General features: G+C 42.0%; 19 protein-coding genes. 10 read left to right on the top strand and 9 right to left on the bottom strand.

Going from position 1 to position 19,999, the window contains the following annotated elements; all coding sequences use genetic code 11:
- Nucleotides 1-124 precede the first annotated feature (124 nt).
- The gene (locus NST13_RS14080; RefSeq protein WP_342470425.1) at nucleotides 125-628 is read left to right on the top strand and encodes an N-acetyltransferase family protein; all 504 of its coding nucleotides are present in this window, start codon (nucleotides 125-127) and stop codon (nucleotides 626-628) included.
- Nucleotides 629-699: 71 nt separating this feature from the next.
- Here NST13_RS14080 and NST13_RS14075 read toward each other — a convergent pair whose 3' ends face one another.
- From NST13_RS14075 to NST13_RS14065, 3 genes are all read right to left on the bottom strand, one after another.
- Entirely contained in the window at nucleotides 700-1,344 is a 645-nt protein-coding gene (locus tag NST13_RS14075) for a YitT family protein (protein ID WP_342470426.1), read from the bottom strand.
- A gap of 149 nt (nucleotides 1,345-1,493) precedes the next feature.
- A complete protein-coding gene (ybaK, locus tag NST13_RS14070) occupies nucleotides 1,494-1,979 on the bottom strand; it encodes a Cys-tRNA(Pro) deacylase (RefSeq protein WP_342470427.1) in 486 nt (161 codons plus the stop codon).
- Between the two features lie 121 nt (nucleotides 1,980-2,100).
- On the bottom strand, nucleotides 2,101-2,595 hold the full coding sequence (locus NST13_RS14065; RefSeq protein ID WP_342470428.1) for a DinB family protein: 495 nt from the start codon (nucleotides 2,593-2,595) through the stop codon (nucleotides 2,101-2,103).
- Between the two features lie 126 nt (nucleotides 2,596-2,721).
- On the opposite strand from NST13_RS14065, the gene NST13_RS14060 reads away from it, so the two are divergent.
- Entirely contained in the window at nucleotides 2,722-3,474 is a 753-nt protein-coding gene (locus NST13_RS14060; protein ID WP_342470429.1) for an IclR family transcriptional regulator, read from the top strand.
- Between the two features lie 324 nt (nucleotides 3,475-3,798).
- On the opposite strand, the gene NST13_RS14055 is transcribed toward NST13_RS14060, so the two are convergent.
- Nucleotides 3,799-4,989 (bottom strand): FAD-dependent monooxygenase, encoded by a 1,191-nt coding sequence (locus NST13_RS14055; RefSeq protein WP_342580857.1) that lies wholly within the window; start codon nucleotides 4,987-4,989, stop codon nucleotides 3,799-3,801.
- Nucleotides 4,990-5,171: 182 nt separating this feature from the next.
- On the opposite strand from NST13_RS14055, the gene NST13_RS14050 reads away from it, so the two are divergent.
- From NST13_RS14050 to NST13_RS14025, 6 genes are all read left to right on the top strand, one after another.
- Nucleotides 5,172-5,933 carry a helix-turn-helix domain-containing protein gene (locus NST13_RS14050; protein WP_342580856.1) on the top strand — a complete coding sequence of 254 codons (762 nt, stop codon included), beginning with the start codon at nucleotides 5,172-5,174 and terminating at the stop codon, nucleotides 5,931-5,933.
- A 162-nt stretch (nucleotides 5,934-6,095) separates the two neighbouring features.
- Nucleotides 6,096-7,046 (top strand): fumarylacetoacetate hydrolase family protein, encoded by a 951-nt coding sequence (locus tag NST13_RS14045; protein WP_342580855.1) that lies wholly within the window; start codon nucleotides 6,096-6,098, stop codon nucleotides 7,044-7,046.
- A 70-nt stretch (nucleotides 7,047-7,116) separates the two neighbouring features.
- Complete coding sequence (locus NST13_RS14040) at nucleotides 7,117-8,250, top strand: cupin domain-containing protein (protein WP_342470435.1); 1,134 nt, start codon at nucleotides 7,117-7,119, stop codon at nucleotides 8,248-8,250.
- 323 nt (nucleotides 8,251-8,573) lie between these two features.
- Entirely contained in the window at nucleotides 8,574-9,602 is a 1,029-nt protein-coding gene (locus tag NST13_RS14035; RefSeq protein WP_342580854.1) for a TRAP transporter substrate-binding protein, read from the top strand.
- A 100-nt stretch (nucleotides 9,603-9,702) separates the two neighbouring features.
- Complete coding sequence (locus NST13_RS14030) at nucleotides 9,703-10,200, top strand: TRAP transporter small permease (RefSeq protein ID WP_342470437.1); 498 nt, start codon at nucleotides 9,703-9,705, stop codon at nucleotides 10,198-10,200.
- Nucleotides 10,197-11,471 (top strand): TRAP transporter large permease, encoded by a 1,275-nt coding sequence (locus tag NST13_RS14025; protein ID WP_342470438.1) that lies wholly within the window; start codon nucleotides 10,197-10,199, stop codon nucleotides 11,469-11,471. Before NST13_RS14030 ends, NST13_RS14025 begins: the two co-directional genes overlap by 4 nt.
- A gap of 344 nt (nucleotides 11,472-11,815) precedes the next feature.
- Here NST13_RS14025 and NST13_RS14020 read toward each other — a convergent pair whose 3' ends face one another.
- Nucleotides 11,816-13,999: a DNA topoisomerase III gene (locus NST13_RS14020; protein ID WP_342580853.1), complete on the bottom strand. Its 2,184-nt coding sequence runs from the start codon at nucleotides 13,997-13,999 to the stop codon at nucleotides 11,816-11,818.
- A gap of 143 nt (nucleotides 14,000-14,142) precedes the next feature.
- On the opposite strand from NST13_RS14020, the gene NST13_RS14015 reads away from it, so the two are divergent.
- Both NST13_RS14015 and NST13_RS14010 read left to right on the top strand, forming a co-directional pair.
- A complete protein-coding gene (locus NST13_RS14015) occupies nucleotides 14,143-14,877 on the top strand; it encodes a glucose 1-dehydrogenase (protein WP_342470440.1) in 735 nt (244 codons plus the stop codon).
- A 168-nt stretch (nucleotides 14,878-15,045) separates the two neighbouring features.
- The gene (locus tag NST13_RS14010) at nucleotides 15,046-15,225 is read left to right on the top strand and encodes a hypothetical protein (protein WP_342580852.1); all 180 of its coding nucleotides are present in this window, start codon (nucleotides 15,046-15,048) and stop codon (nucleotides 15,223-15,225) included.
- 77 nt (nucleotides 15,226-15,302) lie between these two features.
- Here the strand turns inward: NST13_RS14010 and NST13_RS14005 are convergent, their stop codons facing one another.
- The 4 genes from NST13_RS14005 to copZ all read right to left on the bottom strand — a co-directional run bounded on the left by NST13_RS14005 (nucleotide 15,303) and on the right by copZ (nucleotide 19,993).
- Complete coding sequence (locus NST13_RS14005) at nucleotides 15,303-16,169, bottom strand: glycosyltransferase family 8 protein (protein WP_342580851.1); 867 nt, start codon at nucleotides 16,167-16,169, stop codon at nucleotides 15,303-15,305.
- Between the two features lie 156 nt (nucleotides 16,170-16,325).
- Nucleotides 16,326-16,958, bottom strand: coding sequence for a DUF1541 domain-containing protein (locus tag NST13_RS14000; RefSeq protein ID WP_342470443.1), 633 nt, complete (start codon nucleotides 16,956-16,958; stop codon nucleotides 16,326-16,328).
- Nucleotides 16,959-17,179: 221 nt separating this feature from the next.
- Nucleotides 17,180-19,609: a heavy metal translocating P-type ATPase gene (locus NST13_RS13995; protein ID WP_342580850.1), complete on the bottom strand. Its 2,430-nt coding sequence runs from the start codon at nucleotides 19,607-19,609 to the stop codon at nucleotides 17,180-17,182.
- A gap of 177 nt (nucleotides 19,610-19,786) precedes the next feature.
- Entirely contained in the window at nucleotides 19,787-19,993 is a 207-nt protein-coding gene (gene copZ / locus NST13_RS13990; RefSeq protein ID WP_342470445.1) for a copper chaperone CopZ, read from the bottom strand.
- Nucleotides 19,994-19,999 lie beyond the last annotated feature (6 nt).

Genomic DNA, 19,999 nt, shown 5'->3' with positions numbered 1-19,999 from the left:
GGTAATAGAAACGATTGGAATGAAGGAAAACAACAATTTCATATGTTCGGCTTGTGCAAACCCTTTCCACCGGCATCCAAACGTTGATTGAATGAAAACCAATGAATAATAAAGGATGATTAATGTGACGAATGAAGTGACTTTTCGTATTGCGACCCTTGAAGATTTGCCAATCATTGTGGAGATTTACAATTCGACGATTCCAAGCAGAATGGTCACTGCGGATACGGAACCTGTAACAGTGGAGGATCGATTACAGTGGTTTTATAGCCATAATCCTGAAAAGAGACCTTTATGGGTGGTGGAATTTGAAGAAGATATTTGTGGTTGGGTAAGTTTTCAGTCTTTCTATGGGAGACCTGCTTATGATGCCACTGTTGAAGTCAGCATTTATCTTCATGAAACCTATAGAGGAAAAGGACTGGGGAAAAAGATTTTAAGCAAGGTGATCGAGGAATGCCCTAAGTATAAAATTGACACGCTGCTTGCTTTCATCTTTGGACACAACGAACCAAGCCTTAAACTATTCTACAGTTTCGGCTTTGAAAAATGGGGGCATTTGCCGGAAGTGGCGGAATTGGATGGGGTTAAGCGGGATTTACTGATTCTCGGCAAAAAAATACGGTAAATAAATATATCCGACCCAAGAAAGGGATAAAAATTTCTTGGGTCTCTTTCTAAAAAAGCAGTGAATCATTTCTAATGGATAAACGGTTTCTCCCCTTCCATCGCTTCTTCCCCTATACATTTTAATAGCAGTTTCTGGAAGTAAGGCAATGCAAATTGCACAATATAGCCGGATCCAACCGCAATAATGACCGTGCCGATGCCAAAGGGGCCACCCAATATCCATCCGATCACAGCAACGATCAACTCAATGGACATGCGGGCAACTTTAATGCTTCCCCCCAATTTTTCAACAATCCACATCATCAATCCATCCCGTGGACCCGATCCTAAATTTGGCGAAATGTACATCCCTGTGCCAAAACTTAAAACAAAAATGCCGATCAAAAAATAGATCAATTGGAAGAAAAAATTCTCCGCTTCAGGCAAAAGCCAATAAAAGAAGTCGATGAACACGCCTGTCAACAACATGTTTAACCATGTGCCGATTTTTGGAAAACTTTTATACATGAGCGAAGTAAAGGCAACAATGATAAGCCCCGTTATAATTACCCAGGAACCGATCGATAATCCGATTGTTTTATATAAAGCGATATGCAACACATCCCACGCATTGACCCCGATTTCTTCTCCTTTAATCACCATCGCAATTCCCAACGCCATAATGATTAAACCGGCGATGTAAAATCCCCAACGCCATGAATAAACTTTCCTCATCCTTCAAGCCCTTCTTTCTATCTAAATCTTTCTACCCCTGCTTCCAAACAAACATTTTCCACATGCCGCTGGAGCCATACCGGCATTTTTTGAATGGTCAACACGTTCCTGGAACAGAACTTCCTGCCCCTTCTTCATTACGAAAAAATCTATTTTTTTGTAACAGAAGCAAAATCCGCATCTACTGCATTTGCCAAATCCATTGGGGCCAATTGAATTTGCAATCCAATTTTTCCTCCGCTGACGATGATGTAATCAAGATTTTCCGCGGACTTATCAATAAATGTCGGAAACAGCTTTTTCATGCCGATGGGTGAACAGCCTCCGCGCACGTAGCCGGTTGTCCCCAGCAAATCTTTTAAAGGCAACATCTCCACTTTCTTTTCACCGGCCACCCTTGCAGCCGCTTTTAAATCCAACTCCGCTTCCACGGGGATTACAAACACATACATTTTTCCAGCCCCTGCCGTCGTCACAAGGGTTTTGAAGACATGGTCCACCGGATGCCCTATTTTCTTCGCCACCGATACCCCGTCGATTGCCCCCTCCGACTCATAAGCAATGGATTGAAAAGGCACCTTTTTTTGTTCCAATAACCGAATAGCATTGGTTTTTGCGATTTTCTTTTTCGTCACCTTTCATCACCTTCAATTTCCATTCATGCAATACCTATCATATCAGATTTTCCTGGAGCGGGTTGGATCGTCTTCATGAAAAAAGACCGTCCCTTACCGAAACGATCTTTCCCCTTGCCACTTACTTCACTTTTTCAAGATGACGTACCATTTGGCCGTAATGACTTTCCACATGATCGATAATTAAGTGATCGATTAAAAAAGACAACGGTTTGCCATCAAACTTTGGATTATAGCTGGGCGCGGTTTTTTCTAAATCCTCTTCCTTCACTTTTGACAGTACCTGTTCAACTTTAGGAACAAGATTTTTTAGTTTTTCAACCGCTTCTTCTTTTTTCAATTGGGATACCACCTGATCACTAACCGCTGCCAAACGGCGAACATGCTCGTGATTGCGTCCCCATTTGGCCCCTGGTACAATAAGCAATGCTTCTAAATCCGCCACCCAAAAATCCACTGCTTCCAAAACATGTGATACAATTTGCATAGCGGACCATTCCTTTTCGGAAGGCTTCATATACAACTTTTCTTCATCTGTGTTTTCCAGCACTTCAATGATTTTCTCTATACTGTTTTTGAATGATACCAGTTTGTCATTTAATACTTGAACAACCATATCAAACTCCCCTTTATCAAAATAGTGAATTTTACCCCTTATATTGATAATATATATCATAAAATATTAAACTATTATTAATGAATACGCAATGAATACAACCTACACCAGAAAGGAACAATTTTTATGACAAAATCTCCTTCAACTATCGGTTCACTTAGTCAAGGGATTAAAATCATTGATGTCGTCGCACAAAGCGACGTTCCGGTGAAATTTACGGAACTCCAGCAAAAAACAGGTATATCCAAAAGCAACCTTTATAAATATTTGAACACACTAACACAGCTTGACCTGTTATATCGGGATCGACAAGGTTCCTACTCTCTTGGCTACAAACTCCTTGAATACGGAAATGCAGCCATGAGAAATCATGATATCACAAGCAAATTATCTCCGTACTTCAAAGAAATCAGCAATATTACGCAGATGTCCACTTCTCTTTCCATTTGGTTAAATGATTGCCCGGTGATTACAAATATTTGGAATACCAATTACGGCATTAATATCGGCGCCCAAATCGGCACAAAACTGCCTCTTTTATCCGCCGCCGGGAAAGTGTTTGCCGCCTATTCAAAGAACGAAGAAGTGGCCCAATGGATTAAGCTGGAGCAAGAAAGGATTCCGAATTTTTCTGAGGAACAATTTCATAAAGAATTGCAGGAAATCCGCAGCTCCCATGTAGCCTTTGCGAAGGAACCGCTTGTCAATCATGTATCTTCTTTCGGCGTGCCGATTTTAAATTACAAAAATGAAATTATAGCCGCTGTTGCGGTAATCGGGTTTACGGAAAACATCCCGAACGATCCAAAAGTTGAAATGATTCAAAAAGTCATCGACATATGCAAGGAAATGTCAAGAATTTACGGCTATCATGAATAAGAGTGAAAAATGAGGCTGGGACAAAAGATAAAAAACACCATTTTCTCCCGGGAGAAAATGGTGTTTTTTTGATAATTGAAGAAAATTGATTTCCGTTCCGGGGACGCTTTCCGCGGGCCCGGCTCGAGCCTCCTCGGAGCTCAATCCTTCGCTCCTGCGGGGTCTCGAGACTCGGGCTGTTCCCGCAGGAAAGCTTTTGCTTTGCGACGAAAGCGGAGCGACAGGAGCACTCGCCCCGTCACTCCAATCAATTTTTTACAAAAATTCTTTTTGCAGCTCGTTCACTTTATTAGTTATGTCCCAGCCTCATTTTTGTTCCATATATCACTGAATGCCGGACACTTCCTTTTCTTTTTTAAAAATGCCGTATAGGAAGTCTACGACATGATAATCTGTAGGTTTATGTCTTTCGAACACTGCATCCCGCACCATTTTTAACACTTCATCTTCCGCATGGATAATTTCCCCCCACTTGCGGGCACTCCGTTGAACCATGCCGGCACGGGGAGCGCGGATTTTTTCATATTTTTTAAACGCTTCTTCATACGTATCGCATTCAATCAGTTTTTCTCTTAGGCACCAAGCATCTTCAAGCGCTTGAACGCCGCCTTGTGCAAGATATTGCAACATCGCATGAGCCGCATCTCCAAGCAATGTTATATTGCCTTTTGACCAAGTGTCAATCGGTTCCCGGTCAAACATCTGCCATTTGAACTGGCGATTGATGAATTTTAATAAATAATGTGCATCCGGATGTGCCCCTTCAAAGCGGCGGAATAATTCTTCCGGCGTTCCCCAATCTTCCACGGATGTATCGTAAGATTTGAAAACCACTACCAGATTGAATAATTCTCCGCGGCGGATTGGATATTGCACCAAGTGAAGATTTGGACCAATCCACATAATCACATCATCCAACGTCACTTGATCTTTCACTTCTTCGATCGGAATCGTTCCACGATACGCCACATACTCCGAGTTCACCGGGGCATCGTCAACAAATAATTTGCGAAGATTCGATTTTACCCCATCCGCACCAATAACGGCATCCGCTGAATATCTGTCGCCTTTCTCAGAAATGATTGTAACAGTGCCATTTTCTTGTTCCGCAGTTTGAATTCTTGAGTTTGTGAAAAATTTGATGTTTTTCCGTTTTTGACATGCTTCAAAGAGCACACGGTGCAAATCGGAACGGTGCATTACGATATAAGGTTGGCCAAACTCTTTTTGGAATCCCTCTCCCAAATCAAGGGATGCCACTTCTTTTCCTGAATAAATATCCTTTAATACTAATCTTTTTGGCAATACGGCATATTTTAATATTTCTTCCTTTACCCCGAAGCGATCCAACACTTCAAGTGCATTCGGCGCCAATTGCAGACCTGCCCCCACTTCTCCAAATTCCGGCGCCTGTTCAAATACCGCAACAGATTTCCCCGCATCATTTGCAGCTAAAGCAGCGGCTAATCCCCCGATTCCACCGCCTACTACAATCACATCACTAATTTTTGACATAAAAAACTCCACCCCTTTGTTTGAATCAATCGTTCCATTTTTAGAGAACAGCGTTCTCTTTAAGAAAACTTTATAATACAATTCTAATATCCGTCAATATTTAAATCGAAAAATTCTAAAATTTCTTTCTAAATCAATTATTTGCTATAATATCGGACATCAGATGTAGTTGGAGGAATATTATGTCAAAAGAAAACAAGATTCAATCATTAGAAATCGGTTTAAACATTTTAGAAATCATCGCAACCCATAATAAGCCATTGAAATTTTCAGAAATACAAAACATCACATCAATGACCAAAAGCAATTTGCACAAATATTTGACAACCTTGCATGAATTCGGGGCGATTCAGCGAAATCCCGACAATACTTATTCTTTGGGACATAAATTGATTCAATTGGGGAATCTTGCCCAGGGACAAACTTCAATCGTGGAAGTGGTGATTCCGTATTTGAAAAAAATCAGCGAGAAAACCGGTCTTACCGCCCTACTTGCGGTGCCATCCGTCGGCGGTCCTCTGGTTTCCTATATTTCAGACGCATTATATGGAATTAACATCGGTGCGCAAATTGGAACAAACTTGCCTTTACATTCATCTACCGGAGTCATTTTTGCTTCCTTCCATAATGAACTGGTCAAAAAATGGCTTGATTCCGAAATGGAAAAATTGAATGAAGCACAATTAAAAGAACTGCAAAAAGAATTCGAAACGGCAAGAAAAACTTATTTTGTCTCAAAAATTGAACCATTAGTAACCCATGTATCTTCCTTCAGCGTCCCAATTTTAAATTTTGAAAAGGAATTACTGGGGGCAATCACCATTGTCGGCTATACGCAAACTATTCCCACTTCATCGGATCATCCGGTCAGCCGATACATTATCAACATCAGCAAGGAAATTTCCTCTCAATACGGTTTTTCCGAATCCGTTTCAAGTGAATAACCTTAAAAATCTTTTCCCGCCTGCTTTTAAAGGTGGGAGTTTTTTATTTCTACATGGATATTTCTGAAAACAAAAAATATTGACAACATTTTTACAAGAGATTAATATTTTTATATAAATAGTGAACTTGATTCTCTATAATTATAATTAGGAGGACAATTAATGAAATTAGTCAATTTTACAGCAGACGGACACATCCGCGCCGGTGCAATTGTAAACAATCAAGTGATCGATTTAAACTGCGCTTACCAGGCTCAGCTTAAAGCACAAGGCAAATACCGTTATCAAGAAATTGCCCATGCATATGTACCTGCCATAACAGATGAACTGTTCCAGGGTGGAAAAGAATCATTGGTACTTGCACAAGGAGCCATCGATTTCATTTTGGAAAACCCTGATTATTCCGATAAAAAAGCGGTTTACCACCGCAGTGAAGTGAAAATTGAAGCACCTGTTCAAAAACCTGGAAAGATCATTTGTGTAGGCCACAACTTTCGTAAACATATTCAAGAAATGGGCCGAGAAATTCCAACCCATCCAGTCATTTTTGCAAAATTTGCCAACACGATTATCGGTCCGGAAGATGACATTCCATACTATCCTATTTCTGAACAGCTGGATTATGAGATGGAATTCGCTTTCGTCATTGGTAAACAAGCACGGAATGTTTCTGAAGAAGATGCGCTCGATTATGTGGCAGGATATACCATTGCCAACGACGTCACATATCGCGATATTCAACGCCGCACCCTTCAATGGCTGCAAGGAAAAACAGTGGACGGCTCTTTACCGTTGGGGCCTCACTTAGTGACTGCGGATGAAATCGGCGATCCGGCTGGACTTGAAATGGTCTTAAAAGTAAACGGTGAAGTGAGACAATCTACCAATACCGATGACTTTGTATTTAATGTTCCAAAACTGGTTTCCTTCTTATCCGGCTTATTGACTCTTGAGCCAGGCGATCTTATATTGACAGGTACCCCTGGAGGCGTCGGTTTTGCCATGAACCCTCCTCAATTCTTAAAAGACGGAGATGTTGTCACAATCGAAATCGAGAAGATTGGAGTACTTGAAAATAAAGTGAAAGCTGTCAAACAACCGGCAAACGTTTAATGCCAGCCATTTGGTATAAGCAGCTTATCGGCTGCTCCCTTTAAAAAATAATTGGAAAAGGAGAATGACCATGGGTGAAGTAAGTCAAGAAATGAAAGAATTTATGAAAAGTTCCATTGTAACCGATTTCACGAGAGACATTCAGCAGTATCATCTTGGGCCACTTTGGGAAGCGATTCCAGAAATCATGCATCACACACCGACTCCGCAAGCGGAAGCTTATCTTTGGAGCAGTGAATTGATTGAGAAGAAAATGGCGGAAGCTACCCAAATTTTTACACCTGAACGCGGTGGTGAACGCCGGGCAATCTATTTCCAAAATCCTGGTTTGACCTATCGCAAACCTTGGGGGTGGGCATCCACAACCCAAACAATCTATGTAGCTGTCCAAAGCTTGCTGCCTGGTGAAAAGGCGCCATCCCACCGCCACTCTCAAAACGCCATGCGCTTTATTTCAAAAGGTTCTGGTGCATACACAATTGTCCAAGGACAACGGGTATTCATGGAGGAAGGAGATTTCCTCATCACTCCGAAAGGTTTATGGCATGGCCATGAACATGTTGGCACCGAGCCAATGTTATGGATGGATGCATTAGACATTCCAACCGTATTTGCGATTGGCGGTACATTCTTTGACCCATACGAAGATACAGAAGACGGTTTACAACGTCCGGAAGTGCCGGACAACTTCAGCGAAAAACGTTACCAAGGCGGCATGGTTCGCCCATTGGGAGATGGCAAATATACAATTGCACCACTGGCAAACTTCAAATGGCAGCGAACAGTCGATGCCATCAAAGGATTAATGGAATTCGATCCGGATCCAAACCACGGTTATGCAGTGGAATACATTAATCCATCCACTGGCAAATCGGCTAACCCTACTCTTGGTACCCGAATGCAATTTTTGCCGAAAGGTTTCCATACAAAAGCGTTGCGTCATACACATTCAACGGTTTATAACGTGCACAAAGGTTCCGGTTATTCGGTGATCAACGGTGTGCGCTTCGACTGGAAACAAGGCGACTATTTTGTAGTACCGAACTGGGCTTGGTATGAACATGTGGCATCCGAGGACTCTTACCTGTTCTCTGTCAACGACTTGCCGATTATGGAACGCTTCGACCTGGAAGTTGAACAAAAATATGAATCTAATAATGGATTCCAAGAAATCACCGGAGAATTTAAAGCGGCATTCAGATGATGAAACAAATAAGAGCAGAATCTCCAAATGGGATTCTGCTCTTTTATCTCATTTTTTTCTAATAAGTTTTCAATTTTTCTAAGTTGGAAATGTGAAAAATATTGACACTATTGTGACAAATTTATATTATTAGTGTATCAAGTTCACTATTAATAGACGTTAATTTCGTAAACGAAATTTTCTATTTAAGGACAATGATTTTACGATTGGTTTACTTAAAAAATTGAATATGTTGTCAAAGACTATCATGTAATATTGATAGATTGATTTTATTGCAAATAGTCTTTTACATATTATTTTTTATTCAAACAAGGGGGATTTTTATGAGTTTTAAAAAATTATTTTTTTCTTTTCTTATTGGGGGATTAGTTCTTGCATTAGCTGCATGCGGAAGCAACGACTCTTCCGAATCCAACGGAAATGCGGGGGCTGAGGGGGAAACCCGCGTATTTAAGATTGCTCACGTTGTGCAGGAAAATCACGTCTGGAACGTAACAGCCGAGAAATTTGGTGAAGAATTAAGAAAACTTTCGGATGGACGTTTTGATATTGAAATTCACCCTGCTTCAACATTGGGAACGGAAGCGGATATGGTGCAACAATTAGAAACCGGTGCCATTGACTTTGGCTTTATGACAAACGCTTACATGAGCACCCGTCAAGATTCATTGAATGCCTGGTTTATGCCTTATTTATTCTCAAGTATAGAGGAAGCTATAGCACTGCGGGAATCTGAACCGGCAAAACAAATGCTGGAGGAATTGAATTCCCAGGGTCTGGTGGGTCTGGACTTTATGTTTGCCGGAAACCGACATGTTTTGATGACGGATGGCTTTGCGAAATCTCCTGCAGATTTGAAAGGGAAAAAGATCCGAATTATCGGTAGCCCTGCCATGCAATCTTACTGGGAAAAAGTTGGTGCTGGACCGACAGCAATGCCGCTGAGTGAAGTTTATACTTCTTTACAAACAGGCGTAATCGATGGCATTGATATCGATTTGGATGCTCTAGTCACTGAGAAATATTATGAAGTGGCTAAATATTTAACCTTAACAAACCAAATGACATTCCCTACTGTCATCGTAATGAGTAAACAAGTTTATGATTCATTATCACCGGAAGATCAAGAGATGATCCGTACAGCATTGAAAAATGCGGTTGACTGGGGAGTGCAAGAAGCCATTAAACGTGAAGAATCCAATTTGCAAACATTAAAAGACGCCGGTGTTGAAGTATTGGAAAATATTGATACTTCTGCCTTCCAGACAGTAACAGATGAAGTTCGAAATGAATTTTCCGAGAAATCAGATATTATCAAAGCATTTATTGAAGAGGCTGAAAGCAATAAATAGTTTTTTGAGTCGGGGACTAACTTATAAATGAAGGATAAGTGGAACAAGTCCCCTTTTTTTGGATTACCAATGAATCTTGTAATAGATAGAGGGTGTTCTTTTGAAAGTTATTAACAAAATCAGCGATGTCGTTTATTTCATTGAGAAAGTGTTGGCATTTACTCTTGCGATGACATTGTTAATATCGATGGTTGGAGGATTTTTCTTCCGTTATGTGTTGAAAAGCCCTTTATTATGGTCAGATGAGTTGGCCATCTTCTGCTTGATCTGGATTACATTCATTGGCGGAAGCATGGTTTTGAAAGAAAAAAGCTCACCTTCCATCACGTTATTCATTGATGCGGTTTCGAAAACGTATAAAAAATATTTGACGATCATCAGCAACCTCATCTTATTAATCTTTGTTGCCTATGTTCTCTACTTGGCAATGGATTGGATTATGAAACCGAATATTTTCATTCAAAAATCAACAGCTTTAAATTGGCCTAAAATCTATTTTTACTTAAGTATCCCAATTTCCTTTGCCTTTTCGACGATCCATGTCATCAATAACACAATCCAGACCTTTAAGGGAGAAGATGGGGGTGCCTTACATTGATCATTGCGCTCATTGCTTTTGCTGTATTGCTATTGTTGGGCGTCCCAATTGCCTATGTTCTTGGAATTACAACTGTCATCTATATTTTCACCACAGATAATTTGACATTATTAATCACAGTCCCTCAACGGCTGTATTCCGGAATGGAAAACTACGGACTACTTGCAATTCCCCTTTTCATGCTCGCCGGGGAATTGATGAACTTCGGCGGGATTACAAAAAGGCTAGTGAATTTTGCGAAACAGTTCATTGGGCATTTTCGAGGCGGACTCGCATATGTAAACGTGGCCGCCAACATGATGCTGGCGGCCATTATCGGTTCCGCAACAGCTCAAATTGCCATGATGAGCCGGACAATGGTGCCTGAAATGGAGAAGTCGGGCTACAGCAGATCTTTCAGTACTGCGACAACAGCTGCAGCTGGGCTTCTTGGGCCAATCATCCCGCCAAGTATGCTCTTTATTATTTATGGTGTCAGTTCTGGAGCTTCCATTGCGGACATGTTCAAGGCGGGGGTAATACCTGGAATCTTGTTGGGCCTCTCCTTCATCGTCATTATTGCCTTCATTGGTTTGAAAGAAAGTTGGCCCAAAGAAAAGCGGGCATCGATTGGGGAAATGTTTCGCTCCTTTTTAAGTGTACTGCCGGCGCTTTCCGTTCCGCTTATTATCATCGTCGGCATTTTAAGCGGTGCCTTTACGGCAACAGAATCTGCAGCCGTTGCAAGTTTCGTTGCGCTGCTGGTGGGTCTGTTCTTTTATCGGGAACTTAAGTTTTCACAAATCCCAAGAATTTTAATTAACACTGTTTCCACAACGGCAGTCATTACGATTTTGATTGCCATGGCCAATATTTTTGGATGGATGCTGGCTTTTGAACGGGTACCGCAACTCATTGCCGAATGGATGGTTTCCATTTCGGACAGTACGGTGATATTTTTAATGCTCGTGAACATTTTCCTTTTGATTCTGGGAATGTTTATGGATGGTATTGCCGCATTGATTATTTTGGTTCCAATTTTTATGCCTTTGCTTCCATTGTATAATGTGGATCCGATTCATTTTGGAATCATCATTTGCATCAACTTGACCATTGGTATCTTAACGCCCCCGGTCGGTTCCGGATTATTCATTGCCTCTTCCATTACAAAAGTGCCGATTGGCGAGTTGGTCAGATCTCTATGGCCGTTTTTAGTCACTTCCGTTGTGGTCTTGTTGATTCTGACCTATATACCTTCCCTCACTCTATGGTTGCCTCATGCAACAAAATAAAAAAAGGAAAAGCGGTTGGGAAAGAGTTTTCCCTCCGATTTTTCTTTATTTTTGAAAAATCCTTTATAGAAAAGATTGCACATGATGGATACTCTTTGGCCATTCCAAATCTCTCTGTCAACATCAAACCATTCATGGACTCTTACCCCATCCTGGTTTGAAATTCAAAGCACTCAAAAAAGGGGATCCGGAAAGCCAAATACTTTCCGGATCCCCTATAATTTTTGTCAACTTTCCTTCGCTCCTCCTGCTTTCCGCCATTTTTTTGTGACGGAAGCGTCACCGACATCCGCAAAAAGCCTTTCGGAGCGTCCCCTTCTTTTTTAGCCCATGCATTCATGCATTTATTGATCGAGTTTCAATTGTTTCAATGCTTCCGCAAGCGCATTATTCGAAAAGGTTTCATTTTCTTTCTTCAAATATTTTTGGAGCGTCCGCTTGTCCACTTTTCCGCTTGTTTGATGCTTCCGCTTTTCTTGGAATGTGGACCATTTTTCACGGAATCCGCATTGGCAAACGAGAATTTTCCCTTCCCCTTCTCCGTGCAATTCCATCTTCTTATGGCAATTTGGACAGCGGATATTCGTGAATTGGGAGACGGTTTTCCGATAGCCGCATTCCCGGTCTTGGCAAACGAGCATTTTCCCTTTCTTCCCGTTCACTTCGAGCATCCATTTTCCGCATTCCGGGCAAGTTTTGGATGAAAGGTTTTCGTGTTTATATTTTTTATCGCTCGTTTTGATTTCTCGGACAATTTCTTTTGTATACTGTTTCATTTCGTTGATGAACGCTTCTTTTTTCAGTTTGCCCTTTGCAATCTGCTCGAGCTTCATTTCCCACTCGGCGGTGAGAGCCGGGGATTTCAAATCTTCCGGCACCAAGTCCAGAAGCTGGCGGCCTTTGGAAGTCAAGTAGATTTCCTTTCCGCCGCGTTTTTCAATCATGAAGCTGTTGAATAACTTCTCGATGATATCGGCGCGGGTTGCCACCGTTCCGAGTCCGCCGGTGGATTTTAATGTTTCCGCCAGCTTCCGGTTGTTCGATTCCAAATATTTCGTCGGATTTTCCATTGCGGAAAGCAGTGTGGCTTCCGTAAAGCGGGCAGGCGGCTTCGTCTTCCCTTCTGTCATCTGGATGCCCGTAATCGACAGCGTATCCCCTTTTTCAATCGGCGGCAATACTTGTTCGCGAACATCTTCATCATCCTCTTCCGACACATCGCTGGCAAATACTTTTTTCCAGCCAGCATTCAAAATGTTTTTCCCTTTGGCGATAAAGGTTTCATCCCCGATTTTTGCATGAATCGTCAATTGGACATATTCTGACGGAGGGAGAAGCACCGCCATGAAACGTTTGACCACCAAATCGTATATTTTGCGTTCCTTGTCGGTAAATTTGGATAAATTCGGCACCTGTTCAGTCGGGATGATGGCATGGTGATCGCTGACTTTTGCGTCATCCACAAAAGCTTTGTTGGCTTTGATCGGCTTTTTCAAAATTTCATTGGCCAATTGCCGATATTCGCCAACACCGCACGCCTTCAGTCTTTCCGGAATGGTAGAAACGATATCGGATGAAAGATATCGGGAATCGGTTCTTGGATACGTCAATACTTTATGATGCTCATACAGCCTTTGCATAATGTTCAACGTTTCTTTTGCGGAAAAACCGAACAGTTTGTTGGCATCCCGCTGCAATTCCGTCAAATCATAGAGTGCGGGAGCGTAGGATTTTTTCATCTTTTTCTCGACGGCTGTGACAACTGCGTTTTTGCCCCTTACCTTTTGGATGATGGATTCGATTTTTTCTTTATGAAAACTCCGCGTGTTGCCGGAAGCATCTTTCCATGTGAGGGTCACTTTGTCGCCGATTGCCTGGATTCCATAATACTCTTTCGGGACAAAGTTTTTGATTTCTTCCTCCCGGGCGGCAATGATGGCCAGAGTCGGCGTTTGCACACGCCCGCAGTTTAATTGGGCATTATATTTTGTCGTAAGCGCCCGTGTCGCGTTCAATCCGATATACCAGTCCGCTTCAGACCGGGCAACGGCGGATGCATATAAGTTTTCATACAGTTTCCCTGGTTTTAAATTTTTGAACCCTTCTTTGATCGCTTTATCCGTCACCGATGAAATCCAGAGACGTTTGATCGGTTTTCGGACTTTCGCTTTTTCGATAATCCACCGCGCCACCAGCTCCCCTTCCCTTCCGGCGTCAGTCGCAATGATGATTTCGCCGACATCCTTCCGGTGAAGTTGGGTTTTCACATTGTTGAATTGTTTCGCTGTCTGCTTGATGACCATCAGTTTCATTTCATTCGGAAGCATCGGCAAATCCTCAAGCTTCCATGTTTTATATTTCACATCGTAATGCTCGGGATCGGCAAGGGTCACCAAATGGCCCAGTGCCCAAGTGACGATGTATTGATTTCCTTCCAAATAGCCGTTGCCGCTTTTGTTGCATTTCAACACCCGCGCAATATCGCGCGCCACTGACGGTTTTTCGGCCAACACTAAACTTTTTGCCATAGGTTACATCCTTTCGTAAGTCATAAAGTTACTATAGCATATCTTCGAGCATCATTCATTTTAGAAACTTTTGATTGGTAACTTACATTTTTTCCTATTATAATAAATGTAAGCGTATACAAATTAAAAAAGGAGTGGTTGTGATGGGGCGTTTAGATGGAAAAGTGGCAATTGTTACTGGTGGAGCCCGTGGAATGGGTGCCAGCCATGTACGCCGTTTTGTTAAAGAAGGGGCAAAAGTCGTTTTCACCGATATTAATGCAGAAGGTGGAAAAGCATTGGAAGCTGAGTTGGGAGAAAACGTAAAATTTGTACAGCAAGATGTGACAAAAGCGGACGATTGGAAAAAAGTCATTGAAGAAGCGGAAAACACATTTGGTCCTGTGAACATTTTGGTGAATAACGCCGGCATCAGCATGAGCAAATCTTTAATGGAGATAACAGAGGAAGAATACCGAAGAATCATTGATATTAACCAAGTGTCCGTATTTCTTGGCACAAAAGCGGTTGTCCCTTCCATGCAAAAAGCTGGCGGCGGTTCCATTATCAATATTTCTTCCATCAACGGAATCGTCGGTGGAGCAATTGGCTACACAGATTCCAAATTTGCCGTTCGCGGATTTACAAAAGCGGCTGCACTCCAACTTGCGCATCTCGGCATCCGCGTCAATTCCGTTCATCCAGGTGTTATTGAAACACCAATGGTTACGCAAGGAGATGCGGTGGAAGTCATCAAAGAATTTGCAAAACAAATTCCTGTGGGACGCATGGCTCAACCGGAAGAAGTATCCAATTTAGTGCTGTATCTTGCATCCGATGAATCTTCCTACTCTACCGGATCTGAATTTGTAATCGATGGCGGATTGACAGCTATGTAATAAAAGATATCAAACTTTTTCTTCATAAGGAAAAGTACAACAATAGACTATTGATTTCTCCCTGATTGATAGTCTATTGTTTTATGTATACAACATTCCAAAAAATGTATCTTATGGGAATTGCATGTTGTCATATTGAACAAGAGAATCGAAACGGGTGGTGTTTTTTTGAAATATGGTTTATTATCTTTTGGCATTCTTTTAACCGTCATTTTTGGCGGTGGATTTTTCATTCGATTGTTTCGGGATGGCGATTTCTACATTGATCAATTTATCGGCGGTGTGATTGGCATTACGCTTCTGAGCATAGGTATTGTAAAAAAGAAGGCGTTGAATCCTGATTATTGAAAGGGGCTTGATTCTTTTGATGAATCAAGCCTCTTTTTTATCAAGGGTTTTGGAACTGTCCGCATCGATAAGTTCTATCAAAATACTTTTTCATTGATAGATTCGGCACGGATGCTTTCCAATGCCTGAATCGTGTCATTCGTAATTTTTTCATAATGTTTATACAAGGAATGAAATTTTCCGCTATAATTTTTCTTCCACGGTTTCTTTTTCCCGCAAAAATGCAGAAACACGGTATGGTTCATAACATAATCCATGTCCACTTCGCCGCTGCTTTTGAGCTTATAAATATTGTAATACCGTGCATCATAATTGTACTTCACTTCGTCGATTCCTTTAATCCGCTTGGAATAAAGAGCGTTCATAATATCCTGGTCGGGCATGATCAACTTGGAATGATATTTTCTTACGAATTCAAAAATTTCCTTTTCATCAATTTCTTCCCGTTGCAATGCCAAATTCATCAATAAAACACCGGAATTATAGTAACATTCCAAATCAAAAGGATTAAACCGGATTTTGTTGATTTCCGTAATCGGCATTGTCCGGTGATCCGCCGCGGCATAAAGATAGCCTTCCAAATCAAGTTCATATAATTCTCTAATTGGATTAATGACTAAAATATCCGGATCTAAGTAAAGGATGCGCTCCATATTTTGCGGCAACACTTTGTGGGCGAGCAATCGATAATACATGGTTTTCGTATAATGCAACAGAGTGGGCGCTTCACTGAATAGATCCTCATCGATCTGAATGCTATGAAACGCATGACCTTCACTGGAAACAAAAGTTTCCAATGATTCAAGTTGCTGAACGGGTATGGATGAATGGACAAGGTAAATGGAGAAGCTTTCTTTTGGATTATTCATGAACAATGATTTCAACATGACTTTTAAGGGGTGGAGATAATTGGAATCGACCGTGACAAGAATGTTCATATTCATAGCCTTCATCCTTTTGTATCATTTATAAACAATAAAAAGATTTCTATAATCACATTATAGAAATAAATCGATAGGCATGACAAAAGAAATCATCTCCGGATAAGAGATGATTTCGGATAGAAGCTTTATTCAATTCAGATTTTGAATAGCGCCATTTTATTTTGCAGGGGACAGCTCGCTTTCTTTGAGCCACTGATAATTTTCCACCTTTTCCCCTTCTTTATTAACGTAATCTACCATATACACAACCGTTTTTTCAACAGTGTCAATGACACCTTCCGCCCCTTGCATCCCTTCTTCACGGTCGGTTTCGATAATGACTTTGGATCCGACATCCAATTTACTTTCGCCAAGGGAATCGATTTCTTCCTGTACGAACCATTTCTTGTTTTCTTCCGGCTCTCCAACGGTTGATTCATAGGAAATCGAATAGACCGTAGTCTCATAAGCGCCCACAACAGTTCCTTCCGAGCCTTGCATATCATCATTATGGGCTGCATTGATAATGACTTTGTCCCCCACTTTAAATTTTGGGTTTTTTGCTTCTTTTAATCCTTCCGGTATTTTGCCCCACGTAGAATGGGTAACATCCGCATGCCCTTTGCCGTCCATGTTTTCTCCGAGAACTTTATCTCCGTCCGCTTGATTGTTTGTCACATCCACATCTTCGCTATTTAATAATTCTGTTGGTTTTTTTTCATTTTTTACCGATACATTTTCCGTATCCCCGCAAGCGGTTAATGAAAAGAGGCTTAAAAATGCTGTAAATACAAGAAGCTGCTTTCTCATTGGAATTCCTCCTGTTGATGTTGAATATTTATGGTAATCTCCTCATTTGTTATATTTACAGCATCTGCATTTCATAGGGATTTATGCATTGGAATTCAGGTCATTCAGCGGAAGCTTCAAGTATGATTTTAACTTTCAAGTTATCTTCATAAACGCAAGTAATTGTATCTTTTTCAAGCAAACAAAAAATCACGACCAAACCTGATCGTGATTTCATGAAATTAGCCGTTCAGTTTTACCCGTTGTAATCGCAATGCATTCAATACAACGGAAACGGAGCTGAAGGCCATTGCCGCGCCGGCCACCCAAGGGGCAAGAAAACCTGCTGCCGCAATGGGAATGCCAATCGTGTTATATGCAAATGCCCAGAACAGGTTTTGTTTGATGTTCCGCATCGTTTTACGGCTCATCAAAATCGCGTCGGCAATGCTGTTTAAATCGCCGCGGATTAACGTAACATCCGCCGCTTCAATGGCCACATCCGTACCGGTGCCAATGGCCATTCCGATATCTGAAACGGCCAATGCAGGCGCATCGTTGATTCCATCTCCCACCATTGCCACTTTCTTGCCTGCCCCCTGCAACTTCTTGATTTCTTCCGCCTTCTGCTCAGGAAGCACTTCCGCAATGACTTGATTGACGCCGACTTCCCCGCCTATCGCTTTCGCTGTCCGTTCATTATCTCCCGTCAGCATAATCACTTCAATGCCCATATTTTTTAATCGCTGAATGGCCCGTTTCGACGTCTCCTTCACCGTATCGCTGACCGCCACCATACCGGCATACTCGCCGTCAATGCTTGCCAACATGGCGGTTTTCCCGTTTTCCTCAAGCTGTTCCACGTAAGGTAAAACAGCCGAAATATCTACGTGATTCGTTTGCATAAATCTTCTATTCCCGACAAGCACTTTTTTTCCATCCACAATTCCTTGCACACCAAGCCCGGGAATCGCTGAAAAGTCTTGAACTTCGCTGAAAGAGATCCCTTTCTCTTCAATCCCTTTCACAATCGCTTGGGCCAATGGGTGTTCCGACTGTTTTTCTACAGAACCAATCAAGGCGAGGAATGCTTGTTCATCTTTGCCTTCCGCCGCAACCACGTCCGTCAATGCCGGCTCGCCCTTTGTGACGGTTCCGGTTTTATCGACTACGACCGTGTCAACATGGTGGGTTTGTTCAAGATATTCGCCGCCTTTGAATAAAATGCCGTATTCCGCCGCTCTGCCGGTACCCGCCATAATGGATGTCGGCGTTGCAAGACCCAGAGCACATGGACAGGCAATCACTAAAACGGAAATCATCGATTCAAGGGCTGCCGCCACTTCTCCCGGTGCTATGAAGAAAATCCAAACCATAAACGTGATGATGGCGATGCCAACGACAATCGGCACAAAGATGCCGGAAATTTTGTCGGCAAGCCGTTGAATGGGAGCTTTCGAACCTTGGGCGTCTTCCACGACTTTGATAATTTGCGCAAGGGCTGTGTCCTTTCCGACCTTCGTCGCTTTCATTTTGATAAATCCGTTTTTATTGATGGTTGAACCGAAAACGGATGATCCTGCGGTTTTATCCACCGGGATACTTTCGCCCGTCAGCATCGATTCATCGACAGCGGTATTTCCTTCGATCACTTCTCCGTCCACCGGGATTTTCTCGCCCGGCTTCACAAGAAGAATGTCGCCCACAACGACTTCATCCAACGGAATTTCTTTCTCGATGCCGTCTCTCAACACCCGCGCCTGTTTTGCCCGCAAGCCCATCAGCTTCTTGATGGCTTCGGAAGAGCGCCCTTTTGCTTTCGCTTCAAACAATTTCCCCAACAGAATTAATGTAATCAACACCGCGCCCGTTTCAAAATAAAGATCCGGATGCACAGTCGTTCCAAACACTTTTATTGTTTGATAGAAACTATAAAAGTATGCGGCGGACGTACCAAGGACCACAAGTACATCCATATTGGCACTGCCGTTTTTCAATGCTTTGAAGGCGCTTGTGTAAAACTGCCATCCAATGATAAATTGCACCGGTGTGGCAAACGCCATTTGCACCCAAGGGTTCATTAAAAAATCAGGCATATAGATAAAGGATGTGAAAGGAAAATGCCCGACCATCGTCCATAACAAGGGCAACGAAAGAACGGCGGCCACCACAAATTTGACGAATTGCTTTTTGATTTCCTGCTCCCGGTAATCGGTCGCTTCCCGCCCATTTTCTTTCAAATGGGCCCCATATCCCAATTTTTCAATCCGTTGAATTATATCGGACACGCTCACTTCGGAAGGGTTGAATTCCACCGTCGCATTCTCCAAAGCCAGGTTGACGGCCGCGTTTGTGACACCCGGCATTTTGTTGAGTCCTTTTTCAATCCGGTTGGCACAGGCCGCACAAGTCATGCCTGTTATGACCAGTTCCTTTTTCTCTTTCACCACACCATAGCCCAAATCTTCAATTTTCTTTTCCAAATCTTTCACGCTGACCTTGCCTGGATCATATTGAATAGTTGATTTTTCCAATGCCAAATTCACATTGGCACTTTCCACACCAGGCATCTTCTTTAACCCTTTTTCAATCCGGTTGGCGCAGGCCGCACAAGTCATGCCTGTTATCTGAAGGGTCGTTTCTTTCAAGTTTGGATTTTGTTCATGATTCATCGCGAAGATCCCCCACATTTATACCATTATAGGGTATATAGAATTTAAAAAGAAAAGTGCCCGGATCATGTATTAAAAAAGGCACTGTTATTATGGTCGGGAAAACAAGGGATATGTTCAAATCATCAATAATTATTGCCATCAAATGAGCCGATATGGTTCAATAAATCCCTGAAATTATTCCACATCATAACCTTGGTCATCGATGGTTTCCTTGATTTGATCCAAATTCACTTTGGATTGATCAAAAGTCACTTTTACTTCTCCGGCTTCCAAATTCACTTTCACCTCTTGTACGCCATCCAAAGAGCCAACGCTTCCTTCCACCGCTTTTACACAATGATTGCAAGACATGCCTTTCACATTCAATGTTACCGTTTCCATTAGATA

This window comes from Ureibacillus sp. FSL W7-1570, from assembly GCF_038593265.1.
GTDB classification, from domain to species: domain Bacteria; phylum Bacillota; class Bacilli; order Bacillales_A; family Planococcaceae; genus Ureibacillus; species Ureibacillus suwonensis.
The sequence above is the reverse complement of the archived record's forward strand: the minus strand, read 5'-3'. Positions and strand labels throughout refer to the sequence as shown.